Origin of the sequence: Ruminococcus sp., assembly GCF_024691275.1 — a bacterium.
GTDB lineage: Bacteria > Bacillota > Clostridia > Oscillospirales > Ruminococcaceae > Ruminococcus.
In genome coordinates this window covers 1-24,713 of record NZ_JAILNU010000108.1, presented here as the reverse complement: position 1 = coordinate 24,713, position 24,713 = coordinate 1, and the positions used below count along the sequence as shown (strand labels likewise).

Annotated in this window: 17 protein-coding genes and 1 pseudogene; 9 read left to right on the top strand and 9 right to left on the bottom strand. The window is 44.1% G+C overall.

All coding sequences use genetic code 11. From position 1 onward, the window contains the following. Positions 1–125 precede the first annotated feature (125 nt). The 9 genes from K6G33_RS13265 to K6G33_RS13225 all read right to left on the bottom strand — a co-directional run bounded on the left by K6G33_RS13265 (position 126) and on the right by K6G33_RS13225 (position 12,285). A complete protein-coding gene (locus tag K6G33_RS13265) occupies positions 126–359 on the bottom strand; it encodes a hypothetical protein (protein ID WP_296780378.1) in 234 nt (77 codons plus the stop codon). A gap of 108 nt (positions 360–467) precedes the next feature. Then, on the bottom strand, positions 468–1,406 hold the full coding sequence (locus K6G33_RS13260; protein WP_296780375.1) for a LysR family transcriptional regulator: 939 nt from the start codon (positions 1,404–1,406) through the stop codon (positions 468–470). A gap of 88 nt (positions 1,407–1,494) precedes the next feature. Continuing rightward, positions 1,495–3,729 (bottom strand): DEAD/DEAH box helicase, encoded by a 2,235-nt coding sequence (locus K6G33_RS13255; protein ID WP_296780373.1) that lies wholly within the window; start codon positions 3,727–3,729, stop codon positions 1,495–1,497. Positions 3,730–3,738: 9 nt separating this feature from the next. Then, complete coding sequence (locus K6G33_RS13250; protein WP_296780371.1) at positions 3,739–5,058, bottom strand: ATP-binding protein; 1,320 nt, start codon at positions 5,056–5,058, stop codon at positions 3,739–3,741. A gap of 11 nt (positions 5,059–5,069) precedes the next feature. After that, complete coding sequence (locus tag K6G33_RS13245; protein ID WP_296780369.1) at positions 5,070–6,566, bottom strand: TerB N-terminal domain-containing protein; 1,497 nt, start codon at positions 6,564–6,566, stop codon at positions 5,070–5,072. A gap of 259 nt (positions 6,567–6,825) precedes the next feature. Continuing rightward, complete coding sequence (locus tag K6G33_RS13240; RefSeq protein WP_296780365.1) at positions 6,826–7,413, bottom strand: DUF308 domain-containing protein; 588 nt, start codon at positions 7,411–7,413, stop codon at positions 6,826–6,828. A 10-nt stretch (positions 7,414–7,423) separates the two neighbouring features. Continuing rightward, the gene (locus tag K6G33_RS13235) at positions 7,424–10,129 is read right to left on the bottom strand and encodes a transglutaminase family protein (RefSeq protein ID WP_296780362.1); all 2,706 of its coding nucleotides are present in this window, start codon (positions 10,127–10,129) and stop codon (positions 7,424–7,426) included. After that, a complete protein-coding gene (locus tag K6G33_RS13230) occupies positions 10,129–11,322 on the bottom strand; it encodes a DUF58 domain-containing protein (RefSeq protein ID WP_296780360.1) in 1,194 nt (397 codons plus the stop codon). Before K6G33_RS13230 ends, K6G33_RS13235 begins: the two co-directional genes overlap by 1 nt. A 9-nt stretch (positions 11,323–11,331) precedes the next feature. Continuing rightward, the gene (locus K6G33_RS13225) at positions 11,332–12,285 is read right to left on the bottom strand and encodes a MoxR family ATPase (protein WP_296780358.1); all 954 of its coding nucleotides are present in this window, start codon (positions 12,283–12,285) and stop codon (positions 11,332–11,334) included. A gap of 451 nt (positions 12,286–12,736) precedes the next feature. Here K6G33_RS13225 and K6G33_RS13220 point away from each other — a divergent pair, with 451 nt between their 5' ends. The 9 genes and pseudogenes from K6G33_RS13220 (at position 12,737) to K6G33_RS13180 (ending at position 24,514) form a co-directional block, all read left to right on the top strand. Then, positions 12,737–13,720: a cell wall hydrolase gene (locus K6G33_RS13220; protein ID WP_296780356.1), complete on the top strand. Its 984-nt coding sequence runs from the start codon at positions 12,737–12,739 to the stop codon at positions 13,718–13,720. A gap of 92 nt (positions 13,721–13,812) precedes the next feature. Further along, on the top strand, positions 13,813–14,079 hold the full coding sequence (gene gatC / locus K6G33_RS13215; RefSeq protein ID WP_296780353.1) for an Asp-tRNA(Asn)/Glu-tRNA(Gln) amidotransferase subunit GatC: 267 nt from the start codon (positions 13,813–13,815) through the stop codon (positions 14,077–14,079). Continuing rightward, positions 14,079–15,518, top strand: a complete 1,440-nt coding sequence (gene gatA, locus K6G33_RS13210; RefSeq protein WP_296780351.1) for an Asp-tRNA(Asn)/Glu-tRNA(Gln) amidotransferase subunit GatA — start codon at positions 14,079–14,081, stop codon at positions 15,516–15,518. The genes gatC and gatA overlap by 1 nt, the downstream gene beginning before the upstream one ends. Next, positions 15,505–16,944, top strand: coding sequence for an Asp-tRNA(Asn)/Glu-tRNA(Gln) amidotransferase subunit GatB (gatB, locus tag K6G33_RS13205; RefSeq protein ID WP_367270509.1), 1,440 nt, complete (start codon positions 15,505–15,507; stop codon positions 16,942–16,944). Before gatA ends, gatB begins: the two co-directional genes overlap by 14 nt. 2 nt (positions 16,945–16,946) lie before the next feature. Further along, on the top strand, positions 16,947–17,297 hold the full coding sequence (locus K6G33_RS13200) for a Spx/MgsR family RNA polymerase-binding regulatory protein (RefSeq protein WP_296780349.1): 351 nt from the start codon (positions 16,947–16,949) through the stop codon (positions 17,295–17,297). Between the two features lie 110 nt (positions 17,298–17,407). Then, positions 17,408–19,915: pseudogene (locus tag K6G33_RS13195) on the top strand (heavy metal translocating P-type ATPase). A gap of 142 nt (positions 19,916–20,057) precedes the next feature. After that, entirely contained in the window at positions 20,058–22,037 is a 1,980-nt protein-coding gene (locus K6G33_RS13190; protein WP_296780346.1) for a toprim domain-containing protein, read from the top strand. Between the two features lie 11 nt (positions 22,038–22,048). Beyond that, complete coding sequence (locus tag K6G33_RS13185; RefSeq protein WP_173450416.1) at positions 22,049–22,273, top strand: hypothetical protein; 225 nt, start codon at positions 22,049–22,051, stop codon at positions 22,271–22,273. Beyond that, a complete protein-coding gene (locus K6G33_RS13180) occupies positions 22,274–24,514 on the top strand; it encodes a DNA topoisomerase (ATP-hydrolyzing) subunit A (RefSeq protein ID WP_296780341.1) in 2,241 nt (746 codons plus the stop codon). Positions 24,515–24,713 lie beyond the last annotated feature (199 nt).

Here is a 24,713-nt window from a genome sequence, read left to right as displayed (position 1 = left end):
AAGCATAATCAAATGCCTTTCCAAGCTGCGTCTTTGAAAGTACTGTCGGATATATTTTTTCTGCCCATGACCAGAAAGCCTCAAACACTTCTTTTTCCTGTGTCAGACGCTTATTGTATCTTTCTTCACTTATCAGACTGTGGAGCGTCTGCTGGTATTGCGGGTACTATATCATGCTGCTCGATTTCACTGCATACTGCCTGCCGCATTCGCTTCAGCCTGTAGTAATATGTCTTGATATTGATACCATTCTGCTTGCACCAGTCAGTTACAGTGAGTCCGCTTTCGTTTCTGCTTCTCACAATTTCTGCCCATTGTGTCAGCTTTACTTCTTTTTTTACCCTTGATATCTCATTCATTCCAATCAACTTCAGTTAGACTTCCTTAGTTATTTCTAGTTTAGTCTATTTGGACTTCGTTGGATAGGGTGGTTACTTTTTAGGCGGTTACGTTTGATCGGGGATTAATCATATTTCAAGGCCTTCAATCATATCTGCGTACTCAAAAACTGTCCTGATGCACTCTGCAATAAGAGCGCTGTTTTCACTGGCTTTACGGTAAATTATCATATCTCTGTTAAGGTTGCTTGCGTATGAACATTTTCTTGTAACAAGGTCATTGTATCTGAGAATACTCTGTGACATCGGAGATACCCACATATATGCATTTTTTACTGTTTTGAGCATACTTATCTGAGTGCCGCGGTCGTAGATGAGGATACGCTTCTGTGAGCGCTTATCATCATATCCCTGATTGATGGAAGCACGTCTTACCATTTCAGGCTCATCATCTCCGTGTATGATCTCAGGGTACTTGAAAAGTTCTTCATAAGGGATATCTTCGTACTCAGCCAGTGGGTGATGCATACTCATTACTACCTGTAGAGGAAACTCCATGATAGTTCTGCCGACGAGATTTCTCGCCTTCAGACGGCTTTCGATCATTTCCGCGTATGTACTTGGGATACGAATGAAACCAATATCGTACTTGCCTGCACATATATCTTCCATGACCTTGGCAGTACTTGTTTCCATAACATGAACTTCAAGTTTATCGGTTTTTTCTGCGTAATTGCTGATGAGTTTTCCCATAGCAGCAGTTGCATAGGTTGAACGTGCAGCTGCAACTTTGAGTTTAAGCTCATTCTCAGGGGTCTGAGCGTAATCTCTTTCGAGACTCTGCATTTCATCGACAATGGTCTGAGCTCGGGCGAGGAACTCCTCACCTTCGGGAGTGAGTATCATACCATTAGGCGAGCGGTTAAAGATCTGTATGCCCAAAGATGCTTCGAGCTCCTTTAAAGCGATACTTATATTTGGCTGAGCCTGGTATAATTTTTTCGCTGCCTTGGTAATGCTACCTTCTCTTGCCACAGCGATGACATATTCAAGCTGCTGAATTTTCATAAAATCATCCTACCTTATCATTAAGAATTTGGTATATAAATATTATATCACTTTCTCGCTGAAAATGCAAGACAAATATTGCGATTAATTAAATTAAAGTTCGCCAGCTTAAAATTCTTTCTTTCATTTCACTTATATTGAGTATCCCATAAGCAAAGCCCTTTTTTACAAGCGATTCGGGAAGAAATTCGTCATATTTTTCAAATATAGGTACTTCTCCCTTATATATAAGTTCAATAGGGTCAAAGTCCTTCTGAGCTTCTTCTGCGAGTATTGAGAAGAATTCCTGCGGAGTGACCTTCATAGTGAACTGGATATAGTACGGACGGGAAGAATCCATAGCGCGAAGTCCGAGTTTATCAGCGCATTTTAGTTTCAGGAAGCGTTCCATTGCAAAAAAGGCATAGGTTCCCAGCCATGGGAAAAGACACCACATATTTCCGCCAAGGCATATGAGCGGAGTCTGGAGAACACCTGAGTTAAGAGCAGTCTGCCGTGCTTGTGCAAGACGTGCAGCAGCATTTTTCATAAGATACGGGTATTTCTTGTCCTCGCGCAGAACTTCCTGCATACGAAGAAGTATCTTAGTATTGATATCGCCCGGACAGTCGCCGAAGTAAGCAGGGACTTTTCCCTTTATCTGTTCGCAGTAAACAAGCCGACGCTTGTGATCGACCTCCTCGACGATCCATACATGACCTGCAATAGCTATCTTTTCGCCTGCGGGCGGCGGCATAACGATAGTTCCGAGCTCCTGCGAGCCCCAGCGAACAGTATATTCCTCATTTTCTTGAAATACAGCATAGAATCTGAAGCTGTTCACAATACGTTCGCCTGCAAGTCCTACGATAAGACCACCTTCATCGGTACGCTGGATATGATCGTTTTCGAGGAGATGACGGAGTAGAATCCTGTAATCGTCCTGAGTTATCCTATGGAAATACTTTAGCGTAAGTACACGCAATGCAAGTTCGACAGGGGTAAGCTCTCCGCATGACGCAAGAGTGCTCATAGTCTGGTGATACAGGAGACTGTACGGGAGACGGTCAAATTTAGGCGGTTCTACCCATTTTTCTTCTATGTAGACTTGTATCAGAGCGATGCCCTGCAATAGTTTCCACGGGATAGTCTCAGGCATGAGTGAGCGTGGCTCAGGGAGCTCCTCACGGATAACGAACCACATTTCGGGCGGCAGGTCGCGTCTGCCTGTTCTGCCCATTCTTTGGAGGAAGGATGATACCGTGAACGGCGCATCAATCTGGAAAGCACGTTCGAGCCTGCCTATGTCTATTCCAAGTTCAAGAGTAGCTGTGGTACAGGTTGTCATGAAAGTGTTCTCGTCCTTCATAGCTTCCTCGGCAGTTTCGCGGTATGCCGCAGAAAGATTGCCGTGGTGAATGAGGAAGCGATCCGGTTCATGATTCGCCTCGCAGTAAGAGCGAAGTGTAGTTGTTACAGCTTCACATTCTTCTCGGGAATTAACAAAGATAAGGCACTTCTTGCCGCGGGTGTGCTCGAAGATATATCCCATACCTGAATCAGCGTGTTCGGGAGCTGTGTCAGTCTTTACGTCCAGAACGGGCAAAGCATCGGCATTTTCCTTTTCATCGGGAGAATTTTCCTGACATATGTAGAAGTGCTCCATTGATAAGCGCCATTTAACGCCCTTGCTTTCGATCTTAGGTATAACAGTGCTCCTGCCTGTGCCGTATGCAAGGAACTCACCTGCGGCTTCGGGGGAGCCGATAGTAGCGGAAAGACCTATCCTGCGAGGATTTACCCCAGCCATTCTGCACAGTCTTTCTATGAGGCATATAGTCTGTCCGCCGCGGTCGCCGCGCATGAGGGAGTGTACTTCATCAATGACGATGAAGCGAAGGTCGCCGAAAAGCTTTGGTATCAGGGCGTGTTTTCGGAGCAGCATAGCTTCAAGGGACTCAGGAGTGATTTGAAGTATACCCGACGGATTTTTCAGCATTTTACTTTTGTGGGACTGTGCAACATCGCCGTGCCAGTGCCAGACAGGGATATCAGCTTCTTCACAAAGGTCATTCAGTCGCGTGAACTGATCGTTTATAAGAGCTTTAAGTGGTGCGATGTATATAGCTCCGACGGAGCGCGGCATATCTTCCGAAAACAGAGTAAGTATAGGGAAAAAAGCTGCTTCTGTCTTGCCCGAGGCAGTTGAAGCGGTCAGAAGGACGTTCTCATCGGTATTGAATATAGCATCGCCCGCGGCAGCCTGTATAGCGCGGAGGGATTCCCAGTTGTTCCTGTAGATGAAATCCTGTATAAAAGGTGCATAACGTTCAAAAATACTCATATCTTGTCCTTATATCTCAAATTCAGCAAATTCGTTGTCAGTACTGTTGTCTTCACCGGACTGTGACTTTGAAAATACCATAGATTCGGAATTTATAAATACGCCGACATTTATCTGCGGATTCTGGTAAACGATGTCGATCAGTTCAATGAAATCGCGTATCACTTCACGGGGAGTGATATGGCTGTCAGAGCCTATCCTGCCGAATTCCAGCTTTATAAAAGCGATCATGTCTTCCTGCGTGAGTTTGGGCTGATAGTCAAACAGCTGGGAATGGATATCCGTAAGTTTTTCGGTCAGCACGAGGAGCTCCTCATATGTCAGGGGAGCAAGATGTATAACAGGCGCAAGCATATCCTTTACACCTTCACGTCCGAAACGTCCCTCTGCAAGCCGTGAGCGGAGAGCTTCATAGCTGTATACTCCGCGTCTTGTATCCTCGATGCACTGCGGAGTACCTCCGATAATAATACCGAGGTACTTAGCCTTGCCCTGTAAGGTATCATTGTACATAGTAAGTATCTTTTCGTAATTGTACTGTCTTGTGATGCTGTTTGGTATTTTGTAGATATTTACGAGTTCATCAACGAGCATCAGCAGACCGCTGTAGCCTGCCATTTTGAGAAATGCCGCAAAAAGCTTTATATACTCGTACCAGTCGTCGTCGGAGATGATAATATTCACGCCAAGTTCCTTTTTAGCTTCTGTTTTTGTGGTATATTCACCGCGGAACCATTTTGTGACTTTGGCTTTTTCCTCGTCGTTTCCGTCAATTGCAGCTTTATAGTATATGGTGAGGAGCTTTGCAAAATCAAAACCGTGTACCATTTCATTAAGAGCATTGATAACAGTGTATATCTTTTTTTCTACAGCTTTGGAAAATTCAGGCGAATCGGTACAAAGTCCTGTTTCGGAAGCAGTTTCGGACTGGATTCCGCTTATCCAGCGGTCGAGAATAAGTGTCAAAGCACCGCCGTCAGGACGTGTTTTAGTGGACATATTGCGGATAAGCTCCTTATATGTAGCCAGTCCCTGACCCTTTGTGCCCTGTAAACGGCGTTCGGGAGAGAGGTCGGCATCAATAACGACATAATTCTTGTCCATAACATGGCTGCGGATAGTCTGTAAAAGGAAACTTTTACCGCTTCCGTATTTTCCGACAATGAATCTGAATGAAGCACCTCCGCTGCTGATTATATCGACATCATGAAGAAGCGCATCAATTTCAGCTTCACGTCCCACTGTAATATACGGCAGACCGATGCGCGGAACAACACCGCCTTTTAAAGAGTTGATAACGACAGAAGCTATTCTCTTGGGTATTTTCATATTTTACTCCTTTATTTCATGGGGATAATATTTTTCAGTTCATCAGAATAGTCCTCGATAATATAAGGTTCATCGCCTGAAAAACCGATGACAGTATCGCTGAATATATCAAACAGCTTTTCGTTTACGGAGTCAGAGAGCATTGAGACCATTTTACCGCACTTTTTAGCAGCTTCTGAGGCGCTGCCGCCATAAAGCAGAGCAGCCATGAACATTGTCTCATCACGGTCAAGAGGAAAATCTTCGTTTGTTTCATTGTTATTTTCCACAGGCTGCGGAGCCTCGATGACTTCGCATATTTCTTCTTCGTCAACGAGAAGCTTTTCGCGTGTTATATCAGCGGCTTTTCGTATATCGCCGAGTTTTGAAAGGTCGATCTCGATCTTTAGAGCTTCACTGCGTCGCTTTTCATCGTAGAAGAGATCTATTTCTTTCTGAATGAGCTTGACCGAGGTCCTGGATACGCCTGAAAAGCCGATTTTGTATTTGAAGTCGTTTTTATCGCGCATAAGACTGTCTATAGACTTTATTATATCACCGAGATGACCGTTTCGGCTGCGGTTCCCATAATATTTTCGGCACGTCCATTTTCCGTTCTTACATATGAAGGAATGTATCTCGTTAAGCGAGTATTCACAGTTTCTGAGGGGATTTTTGTCATAGAAGATCGAAGATGCGAACATATGGTACTGACATTCCACTATATTGCCGAAAAGCTTTACAGCAAGGGAGTTTTTTCGATTATCGCGGAAGAACTCCGAAAGCTTTCGGAAACACCTGATAATAACGGATCTCATATCATCTGCATATGAAGCATAGAGAAGAGACTTGCTCAGCTGATAGGAAGAAAGCTCACATATAGCGTCAAACAGCTCATCATCGGAGCAGCTTTCCCAGTTGATAAGTGTAAGCAGTTTTCTATCGTACTGTATATCAGTAAACTCATCTGCAAGAGATGGTTCGAGCCCGAAGTAGACTATCATGTCGATCAGCCATTTGTCGGTATATCTGGATATACTGTCATCAATTGCAGAATATTCCCATGAAAAGTCTCTTAATGCGTGAAAGCATTCAGCAGGTGAGCAGCTGCCGATACAGTTTATCAGCTCATATATATAAATATAAACAAAGGGGAGGGGGGCCTTCTTAATGATATTTTTTCTTACATTAGTTCGCCATGAAAAGTAACCGCGGAGCTGTTCGGTCGAGAGCTCTCTGTAAGAGGGGTAGTATTTTACAAAGTCTTCGCTGAAAGGATGATCGTCCTCATAGTCTGCCATAAAGCAGCCCTGAGTGTAGAACAGCCACGCAGATGTCTTCCAGTAAGCTTCAGGAGTGAACGCAAGGTTTTTCATGTCTTTGATCTTCTGAGGTGTTTCGTTTCTTTTCAGTTGTGAAGCAGTTCGCAGGATCGGTTCATCTTTGTAAATTTTATCGCGGAAAGCCTTACTGTTCAGCAGCTTTTCATCGTGAAGGATCTGGTCGAGTATTGCTTTTGTATCCGACATTTTCACGACTCCTTTTCTGAACTTTAAAATTAAAGTATAATGAATGCATTTGCATTCATTATAGCATATAAGCAATGCGTTATGCTATAATCACCCGATTGCAGGAAGCAGATCTCCGATCTGCGTATCTGCAAGGGCATTAAAATATATTATAATGAATGTTTTTACATTCATTATAGCATATCATTATAATGTTGTCAAACACTTGTTCGATTTTTGGTGTAAAAAATACTGCCGAGTATATCGGCAGTATTTAATGTTATTGAAGATGTTTTTTATCTTTGTCGTCATTCACTTCATAGCCGTGAGCGTCGATAACGTTACCCGATGAGATAACACCACCGTTGCGTTCGTTGATGACATAAGCAACATAGAAGTTGAAGGCTGCAAATCCGATCAAAATAACGCCAATGATTATGCGAATGATGTTTCCGCCCTTGAAGGGATTGAATATAAAGAATATTGAGGCAATGAGCATCATTATTCCGAAAATAAGCTGGAAGATCTTCAGATTTTTTGTAAGCTCCTTACTCAGAGCCTTGACTATCTGTGTTATTGCGATAACTGCAAGAGCAGCTCCGGCAATAATAGATATGTTGGCAGTGATTATTTTCGGAAGATACATTACCAGCAGACCGATTAGTCCGCCGACGATACCTGCGGGGAGCAGTCCGCCGCCGTCACCGCTGCCGATGCCGCCGAGAACTGTGAAAGCGCTTCCGATAATTATTATGCCGCCGAGAATGTAAAAAATCCACGAAAGCACACCGGGGAAAAATGCGAAGAGCACACCGCAGATCAAAAGCGAAATGCCTTTGAAAATATACTTGGAATTATCAATTTTCATTACATCACTCCTATTTGAGAACGTTTATGAACATGAGTATGAATTTCCTGAAAGCATTGGAATTGTCGTAGAGTTTAGCCGATATATCGTTTATCGTCTTTTCGCAGAGCTTGATGTCATCATTATCAGGTATTCCCTGACCGAAGCTTGCCATCAGTGCGATGTCGGTGAATTTCGAGAAGCTGCCTGCGTCAAAGTAGTCGCCGCCAAGTCTTTTCTCAACTTCTAAGGCAAAGCCCTTGAAGTTGCCGTGTTCACTTTGAAGCTCCATATTAGAGAGGAGTTTTTCGGCATACGAATACATATTTCTGACGCGGCTGGAGGCTTGTCCTTCGCTGAAACCCTTCTGACGTTTTTTCAGTATGAGGTATCTTCTCATCATAACAGCTCCTGCGGCTAAAGCGAGGAAGAATATACCGAGGAAGAGATTTTTCAGTACCTTAGGCAGATGTTTGCTGCCGTTGCTGCTGCCGCCGCCGTTTCCATGTTTGGAAACAGAAGCGTTTGTTGAAGTAGTGGTATTCGTTTTAGTGTTAGAAGATACAGATGTTTTAGAAGCCTTCGGTGATGGAGATGTAGTTGTGGTTGTGACGAAGGTGGTCACAGTAGTTGCTGCCTTAGTTGTAGTAACATTGGTCGGCTCGGTATTTATCTCATTTGAAGAATAACCTGCTGTAAGCTCATACGGCAGCCAGCCCATTCCGTCGATATAAACCTCGACCCATGCATGGCTGCGGTTGTCCTTTACATCAAGAGTTATAGAACCGTCAGCGTTCTTTCTGGCGTTTTTGATATCATTTTCAACGATGATATAGCCTGTTGCATATCTTGCAGGTATACCAGCCATTCTTGCAAGTATAACACCTGCTGACGCGAAATGCGTACAGTAGCCCTTGTGGTTCTCGAGGAGGAAGTAGTTGATAAAATCGCGGTTTGAAGGAGTCCTTCTGGGATAAAGCGAGTATGCACATTCATTTCTCATTCGGTTCTTTATCTCGTCAAGTACCTTTAGTTTTTCTTCGGCTGTAGTATGTTCACCCGAGATTATATCAGAATAATGCTCCCTTACCTCAGACATTTCCTTTGTATTTGGAATTTTCATATAGTTTTTGTATATGAATTCGCTGTATCTGTTCTGGAGCAGCTGTGACATAAGGACATTGCTGTTATTGATCATTACATCTCTGTTGAAAGCAATATTGTAATCAAGAGTAAAGTAATCATCTAAATTGATAAGGTCGTTTTCGGTACAGTAATCTTTTACGCTGTCACGCCATTTCTGATCCGCTATGTCGCTGAACGGAACGATATCGCGTACAATGGGATTAGAGTAATAACTCTCATAGTTCCGGAAGCTATTTAATACACTTTCGGAATCGAGATTGATGAATTTGTATTTGTAAACGCCCTTTTCGTCTTTTTTGGTGGAGACAGTCAGATCCTTGTCGTATCTCATTCCATTGTTCTTAAAAGTACCGTAAGGAGTGTATTTATGGTTCGCTTTTTTCTGACTGTTCTTGATCCGGATATTGTATGATTGATTCTGGTTCAGCGGTTCGAGGAGCTGATCGAAAATAGCGGGGAAATCCTGTGGATAGAGATTATACTTCTCAAAATCCTTGAACAGGCTGTTGTTATAAGCTGACTGCGGGAGGTCGAACCACTCATTTTCCTTGTAGATCGCGCCTGCGTAGTCTTTAAGGTAGATAGCGCCGCTGGTCGGACGATCCAGAGTTACTGTAAGGTCTGTAACATTTTTATATCTTACATGGTCATTATTGCCGAGCTTATGGTTTTCGTACTCGAAATCAAAGCCCATTGCAGCCGAAAGATTTGAGAAGCTCTCTGCGAAGTTCTCAAAGGAGAAATCTTCGAGAGCCTCAGTGATATTGCGGCGTTTTTCGTTGAGCTTATCGCTTCTTTTATAATTTGTGAGTTTCAAAGCGCCGTATGAAGCGGCAGCGATGAGCATAACGCTTGCGATTATAAGAACACCGCATTTTTCGGTGACCTTGAGTTTCATGTGGCGTTTTGGAAAGAACAGATTGTTTTTTCTTACGAAACCGCTCTGACCGCCTGAGTATTCGCCGACATCAATAGTTGACATAGCCAGCAGTGCGAGCCAGTATGATATACAAAGTATACCCCAGAAAACAGGTACTTCAATGCCGTGGTACATTCCGAGCTCGAGTATGGGGAATGTCACCATAAGCGGCAGTACAGGATTGGGACGGCTTACAGTAAAGAAAAATATCACTATAGCCAGCAGCCATATGTAAAAGATAAACAGTGCAGTGACCGACGAGGATTCTAAAGCCTGACTGAGATTGCGGTAATAGCTTATCTCGGTCTTATATGCTTCTTTATATATAATATTGTATATAAATTTGAAGCCGAGAGCGATCTTAGATGATTTTCGATAGGCTTCAATAATAAAGATTATTATTGAAGCTCCGTAGACGATCATTGCTTTTCCGCCTATGACAGCGAGTGCGAGATAAAAGGCTGTAAAAATCAATGCCGCCAGCACGACTGTTTTGGTATCATACTGGAATTTGAACATTCCGAGGAATGACATCAGAATGGAAACAAATCCGATAATAGCTATCGCAGCCGAAAAAGGCTTGCGGTAGTTGGCATTTTTTCGCTTCACGGACATAACTATGCTGTCGCTTATAGATATGCCGTTCATGTTTTGAATATTCTTTTTTTTCATTATATATCTATATCCTTTATAGAGGCTGATATTTTTCCAATAATGACGGGGATCATGTTTAATGTGGAATAGCCTGCATTGATCTTATCGAACGATTCGGCTGAATCAACGACGGTAATGGCGTTCTTGAAGTCTGCATCGACATTTTCGTCGATATGATCGAGTATTGCATTGTCCCCGGAAGAGCTTATGTAGGTAAACGAAGCAAAAGAAAGGGGAGAATTATCTGCGAAGTAATATTCAGGTGACTGACAGAAGAGATTATCCCTTACCGAGTTGATTATCTCGGCGATAGCAGCCGAAAGATCAGAGCTGTCACTTATAGTCAGCTCGATGAACTGATTCTGAGCTGCATTGAAGAAAATGACGGAGTGTCCTCTCTCATTGTCGAGGAGAAACTGCGAGAGCGAGAGAAATGTTTCGATAAGGGTATCAAAAACAGGGAGAGTCATCTCATTGTCTTTATAACACTTCAGATCCAGCAGGATCGCACACGGAACATCAATAGGAAGACTGTATTCCTTTACGATGAACTCGTCTTTTTTGGAGCTAAGCTTCCAATGGATACGGTTGAGCTTGTCACCGGGGTTATATTCTCGCAGGTCAAAGACCTCGGAAGGGTCATCTCCGGGGCGATGCTCGGAGAACATTTCGCTTTCCTCGTTGACGCGGTCTGTATAGTGGACTATTCCGTTTATTTCATGACCTTCGGGCATTACAGAAACTTCTGTCTGGATATTTTTGCCTGTTCGGAACTTGAATATTCTCAGAGGGTCAAAGAGATTGATATATGCTGTACGAATTTTTATGATACCGCAGAATCTTGAGCTCAGCTGAAATGTTACGCGCTGCGAGTTACGCGGCTGTATAGGCAGATATACGTCAAAAGACGATATCTGATTGCTGAACACATTGTAGTATTCGATATGGGCTTCGGCTTTTCCGATAGGGAAAATGCTTCTGTTGGTCACAACGAGCTGAATGGGAAAGTCCCTGTTTTTTGAAACATTTTTGTCCTTAACGGCGAATTCAACAGTTATGTGCTTTTGTGTTATGTAGGTCGTTATGAACATGACCACGGGGAGCAGTGTAATAACTATAAGGAGTACAAGGGCGAAATCCCATATGTACATAACATAGAACGCCGCACATATCAGAATAAGGATTATGAAAAGAATTTTGGTAAGTATCATGATACCGCCTTACTTTTCACTGATCCCCGGGACAGGAACAGACCTGAGTATCTCGGTGATAATATCAGAAGCTGATGTATCGGAGAGTTTAGCCTTGGAATTGAGCATAATACGGTGTTCAAAAACATCATTGCATATAAATGATATATCCTCGGGGGTAACGAAATCACGTCCCATTGCAACAGCGATTCCTTTGGAGAGCTGCATGAGTGCGAGTGTACCGCGGGGGCTGACACCGAGCTTTAACATAGGGTGGTTACGGGTCGCAGCAGAAATTGAAACGATATACTCGTATATCCTGTCATCAATATATATATTAGAGATGTATTCCTGAAGTTCCTTTATGGAAGCGGCATCAGCAACAGGACTGACATTTTCGAGTGGGTTGTCGTTATGCTTGGCCTTGAGGATAGAAACCTCGCCCTTGAAGTCAGGGTAGCCCATACTGAGCTTGATCATAAAACGGTCAAGCTGTGAATCGGGAAGGTTATGTGTACCTGCTGAACCGATTGGGTTCTGAGTAGCGATAACAGTATACGGTTCGGGGAGCTTGTATGTATTTCCGTCAACGGTTATGCTTTTTTCCTCCATAAGTTCGAGGAGAGCTGACTGGGTCTTGCTGGAGGTACGGTTGATCTCGTCAGCAAGGAAAAGGTTGCAGAAGGCAACACCTGGGCGGAACTCAAACTTTCCGTTGCTCTTATTGTAAACAGAAAAGCCGGTTACATCAGAAGGAAGAACATCAGGCGTGAACTGCATACGGTTATGTTCGAGGGAAAGTGCCTTTGAAAAAGCAAGAGCCAGAGTGGTCTTGCCGACGCCCGGGATATCTTCGATAAGGATATGACCTTTACACAACATTGCAAGGAGGGCTTTGATGATTATGGCATCTTTGCCGATAACAGCCTTCTTTACTTCCGCAATGATCGAGTTGATTTGATTTGTATAATAGGTATTGTTCATAATGTTTCTCCTATAAAATTTACTTATACTTATTTATTATATCATTATTGACAGCTTTTTGCAATAGCTATCTGTATATTTTTAAATCGGGAGTTGTCACCATTCAGTTACCACTTTTTTGTATTTTCATGTCATAAAAACGTGAAAATAACGTAAAATTGGCGTTTTATTATACTTATTGTTATCATTTAACTATAGTTTGGTGTTACTATTTTGTAACGATTTAGTATTATATATTTCGCCATATTAACTATTTGTTCATATAATATTCATTTTTAAGCAATTTAATATGTGCAGTTTAACTTCGATACCGTCAAATCCGTGGAAAAAAACGTCCATAAAATGGAAATAATCCAGAAAGTATTGCTATTTCGGGGGAGATGTGTTATCATATCATCAGCCCGAAAAAAATTGAAAAATGAAAATGCTTTTTTCAGGAAAGGATGAGTTGATGGGTAATCTTAAAACCGCAGCGTTAGCTTGCGGAGTGGTTGCTTCAGTTTTGGGCGGCGGTTTCGGAGTAGCATATATAACTTCTTCGACTGTAAAACCAACTGATATGTTCGTTACCGACAGCGAGGTCGTAATTGATACAGAACACGTTATCGGTGCAACATCTGCAAATATTACTTCGGCAATATCGGCAGAAAAGGCAACTACATACAACAGAACAACCACCAAGAAATCTTATACAGCCGAAATAACAACGGCTGCAAGCAAAATAACCAATGGTGTGATGGAAGGCACAACTTCCCAACGCGCTACAGAGGCAGCAACAAAAGCTGCTCAGATTTCAAGATCGGTGCCTGCACCGGCACATGCGCCGGCTGCAATTACAGAGCCTGTGACCCAGGCTTACACAACAGCAGCAAAGGTAGAGAATATAGCTTCCTCCGCTGCATATACAACAGCACCTGTGACGACAGAGGCTGTAACATCTACGACCACGACAGCAACTACTACAGTTTCGACAACAGAAGAAACTACGATAATAGTGACCGAGCCTGTAACAGAAGAACCTGAACCAACTCCCACATACGTTGAAGTTCCGGAAGAAATCGTTACACCCGATCCCGAACTTGTTGCAGAAGAAAAGACACTTCCGATTTCTGATTCGGATTATATCCTCCTTTGCAATGCCGTTGCGAACGAAGCAGGCAGCAACTGGATAGGAAACTACGAGAAGGCTTATGTAGTAGAAGTAATAATGAATAGAGTATATTCTTCTTTGTTCCCTAATTCGATATACGACGTACTTACACAGCGTTATCAGTTCTCGGGCGCAAGCAGATATGTTAATTTGGGCACATATTCATCATATGTAACACAGAGCGTTAAAGACGCTGTGACTCTTTACTTCAATGAACCGGAATCCTTTACTCAGGGTTACCTGTTCTTCTATGGAGACGGAAGAGCAAATCACTTTTATAAATAATGAAGAACAGTCGGTTTTATGCCGACTGTTTTTTATTGCATAAAACGTTTAAATATGTTATAATAAATATTATTTATTTATAGGAGCATATAATGGAAATTGATATCAAAAAGATCGCAGTGCTTGCATCTCTTGAAATATCGGAGGAAGAGGAAAGAGCCTTTTCCGAAACGTTTTCGGAAATAGTGGATATGGTTTCAGAGCTTCCCGAGCTTTCTGATGCAGAGCCTTATGTTGATCGTATGGAACTTCGTGATGACACTATTGAAAGCTGCGGTATCAGCCGCAGCGGGCTCATGGATAATGCTCCGCAGTCTGTAAACGGATATTTTGCAGTTCCAAGGACGGTGGAGCAATAATGAAGCTGTATGGATACAGCGCATATGAGCTGCTCGATATGCTTTCAAGCGGAAAGTGCAGTTCTGCCGAGATAGTGCGCGATGTAATGGAAAGAGCAAAGGAAACACAGCCGCTGTACAATTCTTATATCACATTTAATGATGAAGGAGCCGATGATGCTGCAAAAGCAGACGCTGTTTCAGAGAAGCGCGGATCGAAGCTTCGGCTTTGTGGGATTCCTGTGGCTGTCAAGGATAATATCTCAACAAAGGGTATCAGGACTACCTGCGCTTCAAGAATGCTTGAAAGCTATGTGCCGCCGTATGATGCAACAGCTGTCGCAAATCTCAGAGCCGAGGGAGCAGTTATTATCGGCAAGACTAATATGGACGAGTTTGCAATGGGTTCGGCTTCGGATACCGGATATTTCGGTGCAGTAAGGAATCCTGTGAATACTGCGTATTCGGCAGGCGGTTCGTCAGGAGGCTCGGCAGCTGCTGTAGCAAGCGGAGCAGCTGTTCTGGCACTCGGCTCGGATACAGGCGGTTCAATACGCCAGCCCGCCGCTCTTTGCGGAGTAGTCGGCTTCTGTCCTTCTTATGGAGCAGTTTCAAGATATGGTCTTATTGCATTTGCTTCATCTCTCGATCGTATCGGTTCTATAGGACGGAATGCCCGTGATGTTTATCTGCTCCACAATATAATAAACGTCGCAGATGTCAAAGATGTGACATCATCTTATAAAAAAATATCATTTAATCTAAAGGGTTCGCTTAGGGGACTGAAAATCGGTGTGCCCGGAGAGCTTTTCAGTCCTCAGATAAGCGACGATGTGCGTGCTGCTGTGGAAGCTGCTGTAATGACAATGGAGAGCCGTGGGGCTGTTGTGAAGTATGTTTCTCTTCCGTCAGCCGAAGATGCGGTAAAGGCTTACTATATCATTTCCTCCGCAGAAGCTTCGTCTAATCTTGCGCGTTATGACGGAGTGAGATTCGGATACCGCACCGATAATTACAGCGACCTTTCTGAGATGTACCGCAAGAGCAGGACCGAAGGCTTTGGTGATGAAGTGAAAAGGCGTATAATGCTCGGTACATTCGTACTTAGTGAGGGCTTCTGCGATTCATATTATAAACGTGCAGCTGCTCTGCGCACAAAACTGTGCAGGGAGTTTGATGAAGTATTCGGCAGCTGTGATATTATTGCAGCTCCCGTATACCCAAAGGCAGGTATAAGCCTCGGCGGAAGTATCAGTCCGGTTGAGTGTTATTCTGCGGATATATGCACTGTCCCTGCAAGTCTTGCAGGACTGCCTGCCATAAGTGTACCATGCGGCAGGAATGCAGACGGTCTGCCAATAGGTCTCCAGCTTATTGGTAAGCGTTTCGGCGATGCAGAAGTGCTTGATGCTGCATACGGTTATGAGCTGGCGAGAGGTGATGTATATGACAGAGCTTGAAAGTGTAATAGGTCTTGAAGTTCATGCAGAACTTAATACTGCAACGAAAATATTCTGCGGCTGCAAAAATGTTTTCGGTTCTGAAGCTAATACAGAGATATGTCCTGTATGTATGGGACTTCCCGGAACACTTCCGCGCCTGAACAAAAAGGTCTGTGACTATGCTGTGAAAATGGGACACGCTCTGAACTGCCATATTAATAATGTAAGCCGCATGGACAGAAAAAATTATTTTTATCCCGACCTTCCGAAGGCGTACCAGATATCTCAGGCAGATATACCTATTTGTGAGAACGGCTTCCTTGAGATAATGGTAGGCAGTGAGGTTAGAAAAATAGGCATTGAGCGAATACATATAGAAGAAGACGCAGGAAAACTGCTCCATGATGATGCAACGGGCGGAACTCTTTGTGATTATAACCGCTGCGGTGTGCCGCTTATAGAGATAGTCACTCGCCCTGACCTGAAAAGCTCCGAGGAAGCACGTATCTTCCTTGAAATGATAAGGAGCATATTAAGATATATCGGCATATCAGACTGCAAGATGCAGGAAGGCAGTATACGCTGCGATGTAAATGTCTCTGTCCATGAGAAAAATGCTCCTCTTGGAGTTCGCTGCGAGCTGAAAAACGTCAACAGCTTCAGTGCGGCAGTCAGGGGCATTGAATATGAGATAAATCGACAGACACAAATAATATCAAGCGGAGGCAATGTCGAGCGCGAGACAAGACGTTGGGACGATAGAAACGGTATGAGCATACTTATGCGCAATAAGGAGAACGCACAGGACTATCGCTTTTTCCCTGAACCTGATCTTGGAGATATAGTTCTTGATGACGAAAGTATAGAGAGCCTGAACAACGAGCTGCCCGAGCTTCCGAACGCGAAGATCATTCGTTATGTAAAGGTACATGGTCTGAATTATTCGGAAGCATTCGTAATTGCTGATTCAGCTGAAAAGGCGGCTTTGTATGATGAATGTGCTGCTTCGGGCAAATGTGAGCCGCGTTCGGCTGCTAATCGCATCGTTGGAGAAATAACGAAATTCATGAACGACAGCGGTAAAAAAATCTCGGAAACAGGCTTGACAGCGCAGGAGCTGTGCGAGCTGTGTTCGGCAGCCGAAAAGGGTGTAATATCAAGCTCGGGAGCTAAGAAGGTGCTCGACGAGCTTATATCCGTCGGCGGAAAAACTGCTGATATCATTGAAAGGCTCGGACTTGTGCAGAATTCAGATTCGGGATTCCTTACAGCTCTTGCCGATGAGATAATAGCCTGCAGCGAAAGATCGGTGAACGATTACAAAAAAGGAAAAAGCAATTCTCTCGGATATCTCGTGGGACAGGGAATGAAGGCTTCAAAGGGAAAGGCTGACCCTGCTAAACTAAAGGAGATACTTATGGAGAAGCTAAAACAGGAGGAATGATTATGGAGTTTATATGCTATCCGAAATGTACTACTTGCAAGAAGGCAAAGAAATGGCTCGATGATAATGGGATCGCTTATGAACTGAGAGACATAAAGGAAAATAATCCGTCTTATGAAGAGCTTAAAACATGGTATGCTGACAGCGGACTGCCGCTCAAAAGGTTCTTTAACACCAGCGGACTGCTTTATAAGTCCATGGAGCTCAAAGATAAGCTTCCTGAGTTGAGCGATGAGGAACAGCTCCGACTTCTTGCAACAGACGGAATGCTTGTAAAACGTCCCCTTCTTATTAAAAATGGCAAAGTAATTGTCGGCTTTAAGGAAAAGGAATATGAGGAGCTTTTCAAGTAATACTAAGAGCGGACATATGTCCGCTTTTTTGTTAACTGCGGTTAAATCAAACTTGACAGTTGTCAGAGATTTTGATATAATAAAAATCAGATAATAATCGGATGTGCGTGATGAAGCAATATAACGTTACGGGAATGAGCTGTGCAGCCTGTAGCGCCCGTGTTGAAAAGGCAGTTTCATCTGTAAACGGGGTGACATCATGCTCTGTAAATCTGCTGACAAATTCAATGGGAGTTGAGGGGACAGCTTCCGAAAGGGATATTATAGCGGCTGTAAGGAACGCAGGATACGGAGCTTCTGTAAAGGGGGCAGGCAAAGCTTCGGAATCGGGCACGGACGAGCTTAAAGATACGGAAACTCATGCTATGAAGCGCAGACTTCTTGCTTCGCTCGGATTCCTGATCGTTTTGATGTATATTTCCATGGGACACGGCATGCTTTGACTTCCGCTCCCGTCGATCATGGAACGGAACCATGTTATAACAGCTATTGCTGAAATGATGCTGGCAGCAGTCGTCATGGTCATAAATCAGAAATCCTTCATAAAGGGCTTCAAAGGTATAATACACCGTTCGCCCAATATGGATACCCTTGTTGCCCTTGGTTCGGGAGCATCTTTCATATACAGTACAGCGACGCTCTTTATTATGACCGAAGCTCAGCGGACAGGCGATACAGATACTGTGATGAGGTGTATGTGTGATCTGTATTTTGAGTCTGCGGCAATGATACTCACTCTCATTACAGTTGGAAAGATGCTTGAATCACGTTCAAAGGGAAAGACATCAGATGCCCTGAAAAGTCTTATGAAGCTCGCGCCTAAAACAGCTGTGCTGATACGTGATGGCGAAGAGGTCGAGGTGCCTGTTGAGCAGGTGAAGAAGGGGGACATATTTGCAGTCAGACCTGGTGAAAATATCCCTGTTGACGGTATTGTCATCGAAGATGAGAGCACTGTCAATGAAGCGGCTCTGACAGGTGAAAGTATTCCCGCAGACAAGTTTGTGGGTGATACGGTATCTGCTGCAACTATAAATCAGTCGGGATATCTTCGCTGTGAAGCGGTAAGAGTTGGCGAGGATACGGCACTTTCGCAGATAATAAAAATGGTCGGTGATTCGGCTGCTACAAAAGCTCCTATTGCAAAGGTCGCCGATAAGGTAGCGGGAGTCTTTGTTCCTGTGGTCATCGGTATCGCACTGATAACCTTTATAGTATGGTTAATGCTTGGAAAGTCGGCAGGCTTTTCGATAGCAAGAGCAATATCAGTGCTTGTAATAAGCTGTCCCTGTGCTCTGGGACTTGCTACTCCTGTGGCAATTATGGTTGGAAGCGGAGTCGGTGCGAAAAACGGTCTGCTTTTCAAGACAGCTGTTTCCCTTGAAGAAAAAGGAAAAGCTCAGATAATAGCTCTTGACAAGACAGGGACCGTCACAAGCGGAGCTCCCGAGGTAACTGATATCATTCCCTCAGTTTCATCAAATGAAAATGAACTCCTTGGACTTGCATATTCCCTTGAAATGAAAAGCGAGCACCCTCTGGCGAAGGCAGTTATCGCTTACGGGAGCGAAAAAGGCATTGTAGCCGAGAAAGTTACAGGTTTCAGGGCTATCGCAGGCAACGGTCTTATCGGAAATATCGGGAACGATGAACTGGTCGGCGGAAATATGAGCTTTATATCATCAAAGGCTGAGATCAGCAGCGAAGAGCTTGAGATCGCCGAAAGGCTTTCTGAGGAAGGAAAAACGCCGCTGTTCTTTGCAAAAAACGGTAAGTTCGTCGGAATGATCGCAGTTGCAGACGTTATAAAGGAGGATAGTCCCGAGGCGGTGCGCGAACTGCAAAAAATGGGCATACACGTTGTAATGCTCACGGGAGATAACGAGCGCACAGCTAAGGCTGTTGGCGCTCAGGCAGGCGTGGACGAAGTCATTGCAGGAGTGCTTCCTGACGGAAAGGAAAACGTTATCCGCAGTCTGAGAAAAAAAGGCAAAGTCATCATGGTTGGCGACGGCATAAACGATGCTCCCGCGCTGACGGCTGCCGATATAGGAATTGCCATCGGAGCAGGTACAGATGTGGCTATTGATGCGGCAGATGTCGTACTGATGAAAAGCTGTCTGAGCGATGTTCCTGCTGCTGTAAGACTGAGCCGTGCTGCACTCAGGAATATCCATCAGAACCTGTTCTGGGCATTCATATATAATATAATAGGTATACCACTTGCAGCAGGAGTTTACTCGGGACTTTTCGGCTGGAATATGAACCCTATGTTCGGAGCGGCTGCCATGAGCCTTTCAAGCTTTTTGGTAGTGTCAAATGCGTTAAGGCTTAACATGACAGATGTTCACAGCAGCAGGCATGACAAAATGCGCGAGGCAGTCATCTCAGAGACAAATACCGAGTCATCAGCTGTCACAGTTAAGATAAAGGGTATGATGTGTGCTCGCTGCGAAGCAAGAGTGAAAAAGGCACTTGAAGCGCTTCCCTTCGTTGACGAAGCTTCTCCAAGTCATGAGCAGGGAAATGCTGTTATGACGGTCACGGGAGCTATGGACGAAAAGGCTGTAAAAAAGGCTGTTACCGATGCAGGATATAAATACCTTGGCATAAGGTAGAGGAATATTTATAGGAAAAGCGGTCATATCGACTGCTTTTTCCTATATATAAAGAAAAATAAAACTGCGGACTTGCAAAAAAATTTTAAATGTGATATAATACATGGGTATGTATTAAAATGTGTCCGAAAGGCAGAGGATTATGGCTAAGAAACAAGATTACGGTAATGACAGTATTTCTATGCTGAAGGGTGCAGACCGAGTTCGTAAGCGCCCTGCTGTTATATTTGGCTCAGACGGTCTTGACGGCTGCGAGCATTCGATCTTTGAGGTCATCTCAAACTCAATTGACGAAGCCCGAGAAGGGTATGGAAATAAAATAATAATCACACATTTCAGAAATAATGATATCGAAGTCGAGGATTTCGGTCGAGGCTGTCCTGTTGACTATAACAATAACGAAAAGCGATATAACTGGGAGCTGGTCTACTGCGAGCTCTACGCAGGAGGCAAGTACGATACCTCGGCTGAATCATATGAGTATTCTCTTGGTCTGAACGGTCTGGGACTTTGTTCCACACAGTTTTCGTCCGAATTCATGGACGTTGAGGTAATTCGTGACGGTTTCAAGTACGATCTTCACTTTGAAAAAGGAAACAACGTGGGCGGTCTTAAAAAAGAACCCTGCAAGCGAAAGCAGACAGGAACTAAGACCCGCTGGAGACCTGACCTTGAAGTTTTTACTGATATTGACGTATCTGATGAGTTTTTCTGCGATATCCTTAAAAGACAGGCTATCGTCAACCCGAATATCCTCTTTGTGTTCCGTTCTGAGAACGAAGCAGGCGGCTTTAACGAGCAGGAGTTCTTCTATGAGTCAGGCATCACTGAGTACGTTCAGGAGATAGCTGGTGAGGGGGCACTGTCCTCGATACAGCACTGGACTGCCGAGAAAAAGGGCAGAGACCGTGACGATAAGCCCGAGTACAAGGTGAAGCTGGACGTTGCTCTTACCTTCTCAAACAAGGCTAAGCTTACGGAGTATTACCACAATTCAAGCTTCCTTGAGCACGGCGGTTCTCCTGCTGAAGCTGTAAAAAGAGCATTTCAGGCTCAGATAGACAGCTACATCAAGTCCGTGAACGGCTACCAGAAGAACGAGAGCAAGATAACCTATGCAGATGTTGAAGAGTGTCTTATCCTTGTATCTTCGTCTTTCTCAACTCAGACATCCTACGCAAACCAGACCAAAAAGGCTATAACCAATAAATTTATCCGCGAGGCTATGACCGAGTTCCTCCGTCATCAGCTTGAAGTCTACTTCATTGAGAATCCCGACGAGGCTCAGAAAATAGCCGAGCAGATACTCATTAACAAGAGAAGCCGCGAGAACGCAGAGAAAGTCCGCCTAAATGTCAAGAAGAAGCTTACAGGAACTATTGACCTTGCAAACATGGTCGAGAAGTTTGTTGACTGCCGTACAAAGGACGATTCACGCCGCGAGATATATATCGTGGAGGGCGATTCGGCTCTCGGATCTGTAAAGCTTGCGAGAAATGCGGAGTTTCAGGCTATAATACCAGTCCGCGGAAAGATACTCAACTGCCTTAAAGCCGAGTACTCGAAGATATTCAAGAGCGAGATAATCACCGACCTTATCAAAGTGCTCGGCTGTGGTGTGGAAGTTACCACAAAGGCTAACAAAGAGCTTTCAAACTTTGATATTAATAATTTCCGTTGGAGCAAGATCGTTATATGTACCGATGCTGACGTTGACGGCTTCCAGATAAGGACTCTCATACTTACCATGCTCTACAGGCTCACTCCTACACTTATCGAGCAGGGATATGTATATATAGCAGAGTCACCGCTTTTTGAGATAAATACAAAGGAAAAGACCTATTTTGCGTATACTGAGCAGGAGAAGCAGCGTATACTTGATATGATAGGCGATAAAAAGCATACAATACAGCGCTCGAAAGGTCTCGGTGAGAACGAGCCCGACATGATGAGCCTTACAACTATGAACCCTGATACTCGCCGTCTTATCAAGGTAACTGCCGAGGACATAAGCGAGTCCGCAGAGGTGTTCGAGATGCTTCTCGGCGATGATCTTCAGGGACGTAAGGACTACATCTCTGAGTACGGCGCTGATTACCTTGAACTGGCTGATATAAGCTGACGGAGTGCGATATGAAAAAAGTTAAAATGACTAAATGCCGATTTTGCGGCGGTACTGAATTCATAACAGGCTACCAGAATTTTTACGGTGCTGTGTACAGCTCCGAGAGTATGCTGCGTTCAACTACATTGTATCATACCATTTGCAGGGATTGCGGCAGTATAGTCAGAAGTTATGTCAAGGATCCCGAAAAGCTCCTCAAAAAGAGTGAACGACGTAAAGAAGGAGAAGAGTAAATGCCAAGAAAAAAAGAAACTCCGAAGAAGCAGCACGTTTTCAAGCACGAGGCTTATATAGAGGGTTCGGGAAGCGTTGTTGACGAGAAGATCGCTGATACCCTGAAAAAGAACTATATGCCCTATGCGATGAGCGTTATTATCTCACGAGCTCTGCCTGAGATAGACGGTTTCAAGCCTTCTCACAGAAAGCTTCTCTATATGATGTACAAGAGGGGACTGCTCAATCCGGATAAAGAGCGCTCCAAGTCGGCAAATGTTGTGGGCGAGACCATGAAGCTCAATCCCCACGGAGATCAGGCTATATATGAAACTCTTGTCCGTATGACAAGGGGCAACGAGGCTCTGCTCCACCCTTATATTGACAGCAAGGGAAACTTCGGAAAGCAGTATTCCAGCAAGATGCATTTTGCAGCTCCACGATATACCGAGGTAAAGCTCGAAAAGATATGCAATGAGCTTTTCCGTGATATTGACAAGGAGACTATAGATTTCGTTCCAAACTACGATAATACCATGCAGGAGCCAACGCTTCTTCCTGCAACTTTCCCGACTGTTCTCGTAAACTCAAATACAGGCATAGCAGTTTCTATGGCAAGCAACGTCTGCCCGTTCAATCTTGAAGAGGTCTGCGAGACTACAATTGCACTGATGAAGAACCCTGACCACGATATAATCAGCACACTCAAGGGACCTGACTTTCCGGGCGGAGGTCTGATGCTATACGATGAGGCTGAGCTCAACAAGGTCTATGAAACAGGCAGAGGCAGCATCAAGGTACGTGCCAAGTACAGCTACGACAAGACCGCAAACTGCATTGAGATCACTGAGATACCATATACTACGACTATCGAAGCGATAATCGAGAAGATAATCGACCTTGTAAAACAGGGTAAGATCAGGGAAGTATCTTATATCCGTGACGAGACCGATATCGAGGGTCTGAAGATCGCTATCGACTTAAAGCGAGGTACCGATCCTGACAAGCTCATGCAGAAGCTTTATCGCCTTACACCACTTCAGGACAGCTATCCGTGTAATTTCAATATCCTTATCGCAGGCACTCCTAAGGTAATGGGAGTTCGTGAGATACTTACCGAATGGACAGCATTCCGTGAGGAATGTATACAGCGAAGGACATTCCATGATCTTCAGAAGAAGAAGGAGAAGCTCCATTTACTGGAAGCTCTCTCGAAGATACTCCTTGATATAGACAAGGCAATAAAGATAATCCGCGAGACTGAGAACGAAGCGGACGTAGTTCCGAACCTCATGATCGGCTTCGGAATTGATGAAGTTCAGGCGGAATATGTTGCGGAAATTAAGCTTCGCAACATCAATAAGCAGTATATACTTCGCCGTATCGAGGAAGTTGACCAGTTAAAGAAGGATATCGAAGAAATGGAAGATATCCTCCGTGATAAGAAGAAGATAAGAAAGATCATCGTCAATGAGCTTCGTGATGTTATAAAGAATTATGCACAGCCAAGAAAGACTATGTTCTATTATCAGTCTGATATCGAGGAAGCTGAGGATATAGATGATACTCCCGATTATCCTGTACTCATCTTTGTATCTGACAGCGGATACTTCAAGAAGATAACACCGCAGTCCTTCCGTATGAGTAACGAACAGAAACTCAAAGAGGGCGACTTTATCAGTCAGAACTTTGAAGCAACGAATAAGACCGAGCTTATATTCTTCTCGGATAAGGCTCAGGCTTACAAATCAAAGGCAAGCGCATTTGATGATACAAAGGCAAGCGTTATGGGCGACTATATACCTGCAAAGCTGAGCTTTGACGAAGGAGAAAACCTGAAAACTCTTGTTCCTACCACCGATTACAGCGGATATATCATTTTCTTCTTTGAAAACGGTAAGGCTGCAAAAGTTCCGATGAAGTCCTACGAGACAAAGACCAATCGTAAAAAGCTTGCAAAGGCATATTCCGAGAAGTCTCCGCTTGTTGCCGCACTGTATGTTGCTGAGGACAGCGATGTGCTGCTCAGAACTACCAGCGGTCATGCTCTCGTATTCAATACCGGTATGATACTTGCCAAGTCTACAAGAGACTCACAGGGCGTTCAGGTAATTAATCTGAGAAAGAAAGCTTTGCTTTCGTCAGCTTCTGTCATTTCTCCCGAAGAACTGCCTGAGCTTGAAAAATATCGCACAAAGAGCGTTCCGGCAGCAGGCAAGCCTGCAAAGGAACTTGGTGACAGCAACCAGCTTACATTCTGATAAAAAAGCTCCTCGATCGAGGAGCTTTGATTTTATGCAAAAAAGGCTGCCATATGGCAGCCTTTCAGCCTGTCCACAAAGCCCCTCTGCGAGCAACGCAGAGGGGCTAATTACACAGAATATCAGGCAAAAACAAGATCAGAACACAAAAATGGGATATATACAGTATAAAACAACGAAGGCTGACGATCCTTTCTGA